This window comes from Hamadaea sp. NPDC051192 (genome assembly GCF_040682475.1).
Lineage (GTDB): Bacteria > Actinomycetota > Actinomycetes > Mycobacteriales > Micromonosporaceae > Hamadaea > Hamadaea flava.
Genome location: NZ_JBFBAZ010000042.1, coordinates 53,481 through 64,430, shown reverse-complemented (window position 1 = coordinate 64,430; position 10,950 = coordinate 53,481). Strand labels below are relative to the sequence as shown.

7 protein-coding genes are annotated in these 10,950 nt (G+C 70.9%); 6 read left to right on the top strand and 1 reads right to left on the bottom strand.

Annotated elements, in window-relative coordinates:
- The first annotated feature begins 167 nt into the window (after nucleotides 1–167).
- From AB0M47_RS19695 to AB0M47_RS19680, 4 genes are read left to right on the top strand one after another with little or no spacing between them, the layout of a single operon-like run.
- A complete protein-coding gene (locus AB0M47_RS19695; RefSeq protein WP_363415419.1) occupies nucleotides 168–629 on the top strand; it encodes an NAD(P)H-dependent oxidoreductase in 462 nt (153 codons plus the stop codon).
- A gap of 22 nt (nucleotides 630–651) precedes the next feature.
- Nucleotides 652–1,341, top strand: coding sequence for an SDR family NAD(P)-dependent oxidoreductase (locus AB0M47_RS19690; protein ID WP_363415416.1), 690 nt, complete (start codon nucleotides 652–654; stop codon nucleotides 1,339–1,341).
- A 40-nt stretch (nucleotides 1,342–1,381) separates the two neighbouring features.
- Nucleotides 1,382–2,464, top strand: a complete 1,083-nt coding sequence (gene lgt, locus AB0M47_RS19685) for a prolipoprotein diacylglyceryl transferase (RefSeq protein ID WP_363415413.1) — start codon at nucleotides 1,382–1,384, stop codon at nucleotides 2,462–2,464.
- Nucleotides 2,465–2,471: 7 nt separating this feature from the next.
- Nucleotides 2,472–3,680 carry an NAD(P)/FAD-dependent oxidoreductase gene (locus AB0M47_RS19680; RefSeq protein ID WP_363415410.1) on the top strand — a complete coding sequence of 403 codons (1,209 nt, stop codon included), beginning with the start codon at nucleotides 2,472–2,474 and terminating at the stop codon, nucleotides 3,678–3,680.
- A 98-nt stretch (nucleotides 3,681–3,778) separates the two neighbouring features.
- Here the strand turns inward: AB0M47_RS19680 and AB0M47_RS19675 are convergent, their stop codons facing one another.
- Nucleotides 3,779–4,522, bottom strand: coding sequence for a hypothetical protein (locus AB0M47_RS19675; RefSeq protein WP_363415407.1), 744 nt, complete (start codon nucleotides 4,520–4,522; stop codon nucleotides 3,779–3,781).
- 371 nt (nucleotides 4,523–4,893) lie between these two features.
- Between AB0M47_RS19675 and gltB the strand changes: the two genes are divergently transcribed.
- Complete coding sequence (gltB, locus tag AB0M47_RS19670) at nucleotides 4,894–9,459, top strand: glutamate synthase large subunit (protein ID WP_363415404.1); 4,566 nt, start codon at nucleotides 4,894–4,896, stop codon at nucleotides 9,457–9,459.
- Entirely contained in the window at nucleotides 9,452–10,918 is a 1,467-nt protein-coding gene (locus AB0M47_RS19665; RefSeq protein ID WP_363415401.1) for a glutamate synthase subunit beta, read from the top strand. The genes gltB and AB0M47_RS19665 overlap by 8 nt, the downstream gene beginning before the upstream one ends.
- Nucleotides 10,919–10,950: the final 32 nt, after the last annotated feature.

Here is a 10,950-nt window from a genome sequence, read left to right as displayed (position 1 = left end):
TAACTGTGGTGTCGCCGGTGTGTCATCACTGGAAACTCCATGATCAACGCCGCGGCGGGGGCAGCGCCCTGGGGGCAACGCCCCGGGGGCGGCGCGCGGCGGGGCAGCGCGCGCCGGGGCAGCGCGCCGCAGCGGGCAGCATGGCAGGGGGATGGCAGGCTGGGGGCGTGGCCCGTCTGCTCGTCGTGCACCACACGACCTCACCCGTCCTCCAGGAGATGCTCGAAGCCGTGCTCGGCGGGGCGCGTACGGATGAGATCGAGGGCGTCGAGGTGGTGACCCGGCCGGCGTTGGCCGCGACCGTCCCCGATCTGCTGGCCGCTGACGCGGTGCTGCTCGGCACTCCGGCGAACATCGGGTACATGTCGGGGGCGCTCAAGCATTTCTTCGACACGGTCTACTACCCGTGCCTCACCGACAAAGTCGGGCTGGCGTACGGGCTCTATGTGCACGGCAACAACGACACCTCCGGAGCGGTGCGAGCGGTGGAGACCATCGCGGGCGGCATGTCCTGGACGCGTACGCGGGAACCGGTGGCCGTCGTGGGTGCGCCCGGGCCGGCCGATCGGGAGGCGCTGTGGGACCTCGGCGCGGTCACGGCGTACGCCGCGAGTTTGACCTCAACCTGACTTGACGTGGTCTGATCGGCCCATGGGGTTCGAAGGGATGCGGGTCGTGCTCACCGGCGGTGGGCGTGGACTGGGACGACGGCTGGCGGGGGAGTTCGCTCAGCGGGGCGCGCACGTGTTCGTGTCGGCGCGGGACGAGGCGGCGGCGAAGGAGACCGTCCGCGGGATCGAATGGGCGGCCGTGGGCTCGGCGTCGGCGTACGCCTGCGATCTGGCGCAGCCGGCCTCGGTCGCCGAGTTCGCCCAGGCGGTGGCGGCGCGGACCGATCAGGTCGACGTGCTGATCAACAACGGGGCGGCGTACCTGGAGGGCCCGGCGGACGACGAGCGGATCGCCGAGACGGTGCAGGGTGCGGCGACCGGGACGATCCTGCTCACGGAGAAGTTGCTGCCGCTGCTTCGGCGGTCCGACCGGCCGGACGTGGTGAACGTCGTGTCCGCCGCCGGGGAACCGGGCCACCATCGGTCGGCCGCCCATCCCGCGTTCTACGCCGCCAAGCACGCCCAGGCCGGGTACGCCGAGATCCTCTCCCATCGGCTGCGGCCCGAGGGGATTCGGGTTGTTTCCCTTTTCCCACCCGATTTCGTGCAGGACGGCCCGCGTACGGCGGGTTCTCCGCTGACCGCGGCGTCCGTGGCCGATTGCGTGCTTTTCGCGGTGGGCCAGCCCAGGGACTGCTTCCTGCGTGAGTTCCGCTTCGAGCAACTCTGAGCCGCTATGTATTTCGGCGCACGGACGGTAGCGTGTGCCCGTGAACCTCGCCGCTGAGCTGACCCAGAGCCTGTCGAGTCAGGTGCTGGCGTCGATCCCGAGCCCTTCCGTCGCCGTGTGGAAGGTCGGGCCGATCCCGATCCGGGCCTACGCGCTGTGCATCATCGTCGGCATCATCGCCACCGCGGTCATCTCCGACTACCGCATGCGGCGTCGCGGCGCTCCGCGCTGGGCGATCCTGGACATCGCGGTCTACGCCGTCCCGTTCGGCATCATCGGCGGCCGGATCTACCACGTGATCACCTCGCCGGAGGCGTACTTCGGCGACGGCGGCGAGCCGATCAAGGCGCTCTACATCTGGGAGGGCGGCCTCGGCATCTGGGGTGCGATCGCGCTGGGCGCGCTCGGTGCCTGGCTGGCCTGCAAGCAGATGGGCCTGCCGCTGGCCCTGGTCGCCGACAGCATGGCGGTGGGTCTGCCGGTCGGGCAGGCGATCGGCCGGCTCGGCAACTGGTTCAACAACGAGCTTTACGGCGGCCCCACCGACACTCCGTGGGGTCTGGAAGTCCACAAGATGGACCCGAACAACCAGGGACACGCCCTCGTCGGCCCGGACGGCAAGCCGGTCCTGCTGGAGGGCCTCTACCAGCCGACGTTCCTCTACGAGCTGATCTGGAACCTGCTGGTCGCGGTCTTCGTCTACCTCGCCGACCGCCGGTTCAAGTTCGGCCGCGGCCGCGCGTTCGCGCTGTACGTGATGGCGTACACGGCCGGCCGGGGCGTCATCGAGACGATCCGCACCGACGAGGCGAACCACTTCTACGGCGTCCGCCTCAACGTCTGGACCTCGATCATCGTCTTCCTCGGCGCGCTGATCTTCTTCCTGCTGCGCAAGGGCCCGCAGGAGTTCGTGATCCCGGCGGCCGAGGGCGGCAAGGGCTTCCAGGTCGTGACCGAGGCCGAGTACGACGCGTTCACCGCCTCCGGTGCCCGCCCCGACGCCGATCCCGCCACGGACCCGCCGGTGGACGGGGATCCCGCCGAGGACCCTGCGAAGGAGTCCGGGAAACAGACCGCACAGCCGGAAGAAGCAGTGAAGCAGGAAGAAGAGCAGAAGGGCTGAGGTCCGCATGGGGCAGGCGGTGGTGGTCGGAGCCGGCGTTGGCGGGCTCGCCGCCGCCGGAGCGCTGGCTCGCAACGGGTGGCGCGTCACCCTCCTGGAACGCAACGATCGGCTGCGGGCTGATCCGGCCGCGGTGTTGTTGTGGCCCAACGGCGTACGGGCGCTGCGGGCGCTCGGCCTCGCCGACGGGCTCGACTCCATCGCGACCCCGGTCCCGCCCAGCGGCATCCGGCGCGCCGACGGCAGCTGGCTCGTCCAGCCCGGGGCGGCGGCCGCGCTCTCACCCCGGTCCGCGCCGGTCGTGGTGCACAGCGAAGACCTGCACGACGCGCTGATCGCGCGGCTCACCGCCACGGTCGACGTGCGTACCGGGATCTCGGTGCGGCAGGCCCGCGTCACGCCGAGAGACCGGCCCAGCGTCACCGACGGTCGCGCCACGTGGGAGGCCGATCTGCTCGTCGGCGCCGATGGGGCCCAGTCCGCCGTCCGGCGTGCGGTCTCGCCGGAGTCCAGCGTGATCAGCAGCGGGTACGCCGCCTGGCGGGCCGTCATCCCCTGGTATCGAGCGCCCCACCTGGCCACGGATGTGGCCCTGGGTGCGGAGATCCTCGGCGGCGACTACCGGTTCTTCGCCGCGTCCCTGGGCGAGCGAGGGTCGGCCGGGGCGTCCACCCGGGGCGGCATCTACTGGCAGGCCACCGTCGCCGGGGCGGCCCGGCCGGAGGCTCCGGCCACCCAGCTGGCCCTGTTGCGGCGTTGGTTCGAGCGGTGGCCGGCGCCGGTCGGCGACCTGCTCGGCGCGACCGAGCCCGACGACCTCGTCCAGCACGACGTACGCGAGATCAACCCGGCGCTGACCGAGTTCGGCACACCCAGCGCCACCGGTGGCGTGGCGCTCATCGGTGACGCCGCCCACGGCATGGCTCACCACCTGGCGCAGGGTGCCTGCCTGGCCTTCGAGGACGTGGCGACGCTGGTGGCCCTGGCCAACCAGACGCAACCGGGGGACGGCCTGCGGGCTGCCGTGCTGGCGTACTCGAAGGCCCGGGTGCCGCGGTCGGCGGCCGTGGCCCGGCAGACCAAGCGGGTGGCCGCCGTGCTCGCGCCGCGCGGCCGGTTCGGTACGCGAGCCCGGGACGCCGCGTTCGGCGTGCTCTCGACGCGAGTGCTGGATCGCGCCCGGGCCGAGGCCGCCAACTGGTTCCCGCCGAACTGAACCCCAGCTGGCCAAGATCATTGCGCCGGCCATGCTGCTTCAGCGGACAATTCGCCGCGCGAAGCCGCATGGCTGGCGCAATGATCACGCGTTCTGGGTTACGGAGTGGGCGGTTCGCCCTTGAGGTGGGTCGAGACCTTCGTCATCTCGGCCTCGCCCTTGGTGAGCATCCGCTCCCAGCGTTCGCGCATCGGCTGGATGAGACCGCCGCCGACGCCGACCACCAGGATGCCGCCGATCGTCGCCAGGATCGTGATGAGCACCGGCATCGTGACGGTGGTCGCGACCCCGATCTGGTTGAGCGCGGCGATGGCGCCGAGGACGATGATCGCGATCTGGGCCGCCCGGCCCAGGCCCCTGCCGTAGGAGAGCTGCGATAGAGCGTTGCGGATGATGTCGTAGACCGCGCCCGCGATGGCGATCGCCACGACCAGGATCACGCAGGCCACGATGAGGCGCGGGATCCAGGCGATGATCGAGTCGATCAGGTCGCTGATCGCGTTCGGCCCGAAGACGCCGAAGGCCAGCTGCAGCGTGATCAGCAGCAGGATGTACCGGACGATCCGGCCGACCAGCGCGCTCGGCGCGTACTTGCCGGTCCAGCGGCGCAACCCGGTCCGCTCGGCGAGCCGGTCGAAGCCGACCTTCGCCAGCAGCCGGCTCACCGCGGAGTCGACCGCGCGAGCGATGAGCCAGCCGACGAACAGAATGACCAAGAACACGATGCACTTCAGCGCTGCGTTGCCGACGGTCGCCAGCCATTGCTGCAGGGTGTCGGAAATGCTCGTGCTCGTCCCGGCTACGCCGCTCAGCGGTGCACCGGCGCGGATGATGCTCCCCATCGCGTCCTGCCTTCCTCCAGATGGACAGTGGACGGCAATGACGCACCAGAGCTGCCGTCAATCGCACATTAATCCGGAATATGGCATTTGTTTGGCAAAAGACGTGAATAACCTGCCATCTCAGCTTGTGGACATGTGATCTATCTGTGTCTGGCGGAATGACGGGGGAGTTAACGTAGACTCACTTTCACTCCCCGTACGGGGCGAGCAACACTTGCCACAGGTGGCAACCTTGCCGCATGGCTGACCGGTGATCCCGGTCGGCGACCGTAACGGGATTCTTCCCCCAGGGCCGATGTCGTCCCGATGACCCACATGAGCGAGCCGGCGTTTCACGCATCCAGATCTCGCGACGACGACAGGAGGCCGGTGTGGCATACCCGTACCCCCAGGGCCTTTACGATCCGGCCAACGAGAAGGACGCCTGCGGCGTCGCCTTCGTTGCCGACCTTCATGGCCGCCGCGCACACGACGTCGTGGCCAAGGGCCTGGCCGCCCTGTGCCGGCTGGATCACCGAGGAGCCCGCGGCGCCGAGCCGGAGACGGGGGACGGCGCCGGGATCATGATCCAGATCCCGGACGAGTTCTACCGGGCGGTGCTCGCCGACGAGGGCGCCGCGTTCGAGCTGCCCCCCGCCGGGCAATACGTCACCGGCCTCGTCTTCCTGCCGACCAACGGCGCGGACGAGGCACGCGCGCTGACGGTGCTGGAGAAGTACGCCCTCGTCGAGGGCGCGGAGATCATCGGCTGGCGCGACGTCCCGGTACGCCCCCGTGGCCTGGGCGCGACGGCCGAGCGGGCCCGGCCCCGGATCCGCCAGGTGTTCCTGAAGGCGCACAGCCTGGCCGCGCCGCACCGGCCGCTGGACGGGCTGGAGTTGGAGCGCGTCGCGTACTGCGTGCGCAAGCAGACCGAGCGCGAGTCGTTCGAGCGCGGCGTTCCGCTGTACTTCCCGTCGCTGTCCGGCCGGACCGTGGTCTACAAGGGCATGCTCACGCCCGAGCAGCTCACGACGTTCTTCCCGGACCTCGCCGACGAGCGGGTGATCAGCGCCATCGCGCTGGTGCACTCGCGGTTCTCGACGAACACCTTCCCGAGCTGGCCGTTGGCGCACCCGTACCGGTTCATCGCGCACAACGGTGAGATCAACACCATCCGGGGCAACAAGAACTGGATGCAGGCCCGGGAGTCGCTGCTGGCCAGCCAGCTGATCCCGGGGAACCTCAAGCGTCTGTTCCCGATCTGTACGCCCGACGGCTCGGACTCGGCGAACTTCGACGAGGTCCTGGAGCTGCTGCACCTGACCGGGCGCAGCCTGCCGCACGCCGTGCTGATGATGATCCCCGAGGCGTGGGAGAACGACGCCAACCTCGCGGGCACCCCGGAGGGCGCCGCCCGCAAGGCGTTCTACCAGTTCCACGCGAGCCTGATGGAGCCGTGGGACGGCCCGGCCGACGTGGCCTTCTGCGACGGCACCGTGGTCGGCTCGGTGCTGGACCGCAACGGCCTGCGCCCCGGCCGCTGGTCGCTGACCAGCGACGGCCTGGTGGTGCTGGGCAGCGAGTCCGGCATGCTCGACCTCGACCCGGCGACCGTGGTCGCCAAGGGCCGGGTGCAGCCGGGCCGGATGTTCCTGGTGGACACCGCGGCCGGCCGGATCATCGGCGACGAGGAGATCAAGAGCGAGCTGGCCGCGGACGCCCCGTACGCGGAGTGGCTGCACGGGGGCCTGATCCACCTCGAGTCGCTGCCCGAGCGGGCGCACATCGTCTACACGCACGACTCGGTGCAGCGCCGCCAGCAGACCTTCGGCTACACCGAGGAGGAGCTGAAGATCCTCATCGGGCCGATGGCGCGGGCCGGGGCCGAGCCGCTGGGCTCGATGGGCACCGACACCCCGATCTCGCCGCTGTCGACCCGGCCGCGGCTGCTCTACGACTACTTCCACCAGCTGTTCGCGCAGGTGACGAACCCGCCGCTGGACGCCATCCGCGAGGAGATGGTGACCAGCCTGGCCGGCACCATCGGGCCGGAGGGCAACCTGCTCGATCCGGGCCCGGCGAGCTGCCGCCAGATCGTGCTGCCGTTCCCGGTCATCGACAACGACGAGCTGGCCAAGATCCTGTCCATCGACGAGGACGGGGACATGCCGGGCTACAAGGCCGTCCGGGTGTCCGGCCTCTACCCGCTGCGCGACGGCGCGGCCGGGCTCAAGGCGCGGCTGACCGAGATCTGCCGCCACGTCTCGGAGGCGATCGAGGACGGCGTACGCATCCTCGTGCTGTCCGACCGGGACTCCACCGCCGATCTCGCGCCCATCCCGTCGCTGCTGCTCACGGCGGCCGTGCATCAGCACCTGATCCGGGAGCAGACGCGTACGCAGGTCGCGCTGATCATCGAGTCCGGCGACTGCCGCGAGGTGCACCACGCCGCGGTGCTCATCGGCTACGGCGCGGCGGCGGTCAACCCGTACCTGGCGTTCGAGAGCGCCGAGGACCTGATCCGCGAGGGAGCCCTGCCGGGTGTCACGCCGGAGAAGGCGATCCGCAACTACGTCAAGGCGCTCGGCAAGGGCGTCCAGAAGATCATGTCGAAGATGGGCATCTCGACGGTCTCGTCCTACTGCGGCGCCCAGGTCTTCGAGGCGGTCGGCCTCGACTCCCGGCTGGTCGACCGCTATTTCACCAGCACCTCGTCGAAGATCGGCGGCATCGGGCTCGCCGAGATCCACGCCGAGGTCGCCGCCCGCCACTCGGTCGCGTACCCGTTGAACGTCGCGGAGCAGGCGCACCGCCGACTGGAAGTGGGCGGCGAGTATCAGTGGCGGCGCGAGGGTGAGCTGCATCTGTTCAACCCGGAGACGGTCTTCCTCCTGCAGCACGCCACGCGGTCCAAGCAGGAGGACGTCTTCCGCGAGTACACCGCGAAGGTCGACGGCCTCGCGGCCCAGGCCGGCTCGTTGCGTGGGCTGTTCGCCTTCGCCGAGCGGCAGCCGATCCCGATCGAGGAGGTCGAGCCGGTCGAGGCGATCGTGAAGCGGTTCGCCACCGGCGCGATGAGCTACGGCTCGATCTCGGCCGAGGCGCACGAGACGCTCGCGATCGCGATGAACAACCTCGGCGCGAAGTCCAACACGGGCGAGGGCGGCGAGGACGTCGAGCGGCTCTACGACCCGGCCCGGCGCTCGTCGGTCAAGCAGATCGCCTCCGGCCGGTTCGGCGTGACCACCGAGTACCTGGTCAACGCGGACGACCTGCAGATCAAGATGGCGCAGGGGGCCAAGCCCGGCGAGGGCGGCCAGCTGCCCGGCAACAAGGTCTGGCCGTGGATCGCCAAGACCCGGCACGCCACCGCGGGCGTCGGGCTGATCTCGCCGCCGCCGCACCACGACATCTACTCGATCGAAGACCTCGCGCAGCTCGTCTTCGACCTCAAGAGCGTCAACCCGGCCTCGCGCGTCCACGTCAAGCTGGTCAGCGAGAGCGGCGTCGGCACCGTCGCCGCGGGCGTCGCCAAGCTCAAGGCCGACGTCATCCTCATCTCGGGCCACGACGGCGGCACCGGCGCGTCACCCCTCAACAGCCTCAAACACGCTGGTACGCCGTGGGAGCTGGGCCTCGCGGAGACGCAGCAGACGCTGCTCCTGAACGGGCTGCGCGACCGGGTGACGGTGCAGGTCGACGGCCAGTTGAAGACCGGCCGGGACGTGGTGGTCGCCGCGCTGCTCGGGGCGGAGGAGTTCGGCTTCGCGACCGCGCCGCTGATCGTCGCGGGCTGCGTGATGATGCGCGTCTGCCACCTGGACACCTGCCCGGTCGGCATCGCGACGCAGAACCCGCGGCTGCGGGAGCGGTTCACCGGCAAGCCGGAGTTCGTCGAGAACTTCTTCCTGTTCCTCGCCCAGGAGGTCCGGGAGCACCTGGCCGCGCTGGGCCTGCGCAGCGTCGACGAGGCCGTCGGCCGGGTGGACCTGCTGAACTTCACCCCGGCGGTGGACCACTGGAAGGGGCACGGTCTCGACCTGACCGCCGTCCTGCACCAGCCGTCGCTTCCGGTCGGGGCCGCCCTGCGCAAGACCCGCGACCAGGACCACCAGCTGGAGAAGTCGCTGGACAACGCGTTGCTGGAACTCGCGGCGCCGGCGTTGGAGAGCGGCGCGCCGGTCGAGGCGACCGTCGCCGTCCGCAATGAGCACCGCAGTGTCGGTGCCATGCTGGGCGGCGAGGTGGTCCGGCGGTACCGGGGCAAGGGCCTGCCCGACGGCACCATCGACTTCACGCTGGTCGGCACGGCCGGGCAGTCGTTCGGCGCGTTCGTGCCCCGCGGGGTGACCCTGCGGCTGCTCGGCGACGCCAACGACTACGTCGGCAAGGGCCTGTCCGGCGGTCGCCTGATCGTCCGGCCGCACTCGTCCGCCCCGTTCGCCGCCGAGGCCAACGTCATCGCGGGCAACACCGTGCTCTACGGCGCGACCGCGGGTGAGGTGTTCCTGCGCGGGCAGGCCGGCCAGCGGTTCGCCGTACGCAACTCCGGCGCGACCGCCGTGGTCGAGGGCGTCGGCGACCACGGCTGCGAGTACATGACCGGCGGCACGGTCGTCGTGCTCGGCCCGACCGGGCGCAACTTCGCCGCCGGCATGAGTGGCGGGCAGGCGTACCTGCTCGACCTGGACACCGACCTGGTCAACCGGGATCTGGTCGACCTCGACCCGGTGACCGGGACGGCGGCCGCCGCGCTGCGGGACGTCGTCGCGAAGCACTACGCGGAGACCGGGTCGACGGTGGCCGAGAAGCTGCTGGGCGACTGGGACACCGCGATCACCCGGTTCACCGCGGTGATCCCCCGGGACTACAAGAAGGTACTGGAAATCATGCGGGCCGCCGAGGCTGCCGGTCGCGACGTGGATGCGGCTGTCATGGAGGTCTCCCGTGCCTGATCCCAACGGCTTCCTGCGCTACGGCCGGCGGCTGCCGGCCCGCCGCCCCGTCCCGGTCCGGATCATGGACTGGCGGGAGGTCTACCCGCCGGCCGGCGAGGACCTGGTCCGCGAGCAGGCCACCCGATGCATGGACTGCGGCATCCCGTTCTGCCACGACGGCTGCCCGCTCGGCAACCGGATCCCCGACTGGAACGACCTGGTCCGGACGGGATCGTGGGCGTCGGCGATCGAGTCCCTGCACGCCACCAACAACTTCCCGGAGTTCACCGGGCGGCTGTGCCCCGCTCCGTGCGAGGCGGCGTGCGTACTCGGGATCGGGGATGCCCCCGTCGCGATCAAGCAGGTCGAGGTGTCCATCATCGACCAGGCGTTCGCCGACGGCACGGTCGTCGCGCAGCCGGCGCCGGTGTCGTCGGGCAAGTCGGTCGCGGTGGTCGGCTCCGGCCCGGCCGGGCTGGCCGCCGCTCAGCAGCTCGCCCGCGCCGGGCACCAGGTGACCGTCTACGAGCGGGACGAGAAGGTCGGCGGCCTGCTGCGGTTCGGCATCCCGGACTTCAAGCTGGAGAAGCACCACATCGACCGCCGGGTCGCGCAGCTGGCCGAGGAAGGCGTCGAGTTCCGTACCGGTGTGAACGTCGGCGTCGACGTCTCGGCCGCCGACCTGCGCGCTCAGCACGACGCGGTCCTGCTGGCGACGGGCGCGCTGGCCGGGCGGGACACCCCGGAGACACCGGGTCGGGCGCTGCGCGGCGTACACCTCGCGATGGATCACCTGGTGCAGAGCAACCGGTTCGTCGAAGGCGGAACCCCGCCGGAGATCACCGCCGAGGGCAGGCACGTGATCATCATCGGCGGCGGCGACACCGGCGCGGACTGCCTCGGCGTCGCGCACCGGCAGAACGCCGCCTCGGTGACGCAGCTCGACCGGTACCCGCTGCCGCCGAACTCCCGCGAGGACGAGCGGGACCCGTGGCCGACCTGGCCCTGGATCCTGCGGAACTACCCGGCCCACGAGGAAGGCGGCGAGCGCGTCTTCTCCGTGGCGGTCCAGCGGTTCGTCGACGACGGCCAGGGCAACGTCCGCGCCATCGTGCTCACCGACGTGACCGTGCAGCGGATCAACGGGCGCGGTGTCGTGACGGTCGTACCGGGCAGCGAACGGGAGATCCCGGCCGACCTGGTGCTGCTTGCGATCGGCTTCGAGGGCACCGACGCGTACGCCGCGTTGGAGCAGCTGGAGCTGCCGGCGCGGGGAACCGTCGCGGTCGACGCCGCCTGGCAGACCAGTACGCCCGGCGTCTTCGCCGCCGGTGACGTACACAAGGGAGCGTCGCTGATCGTGTGGGCCATCGCGGAAGGGCGCTCCGCCGCCGCCGCGATCCACGCCTACCTGGGAGCCGAAGGCGCCCTGCCGGCCCCGGTACGCCCGTCGTCCCGGCCGCTCGCCGCCGCCTGAACAGCAGAAGAGGGGGTCCCGATGCCGGGGCC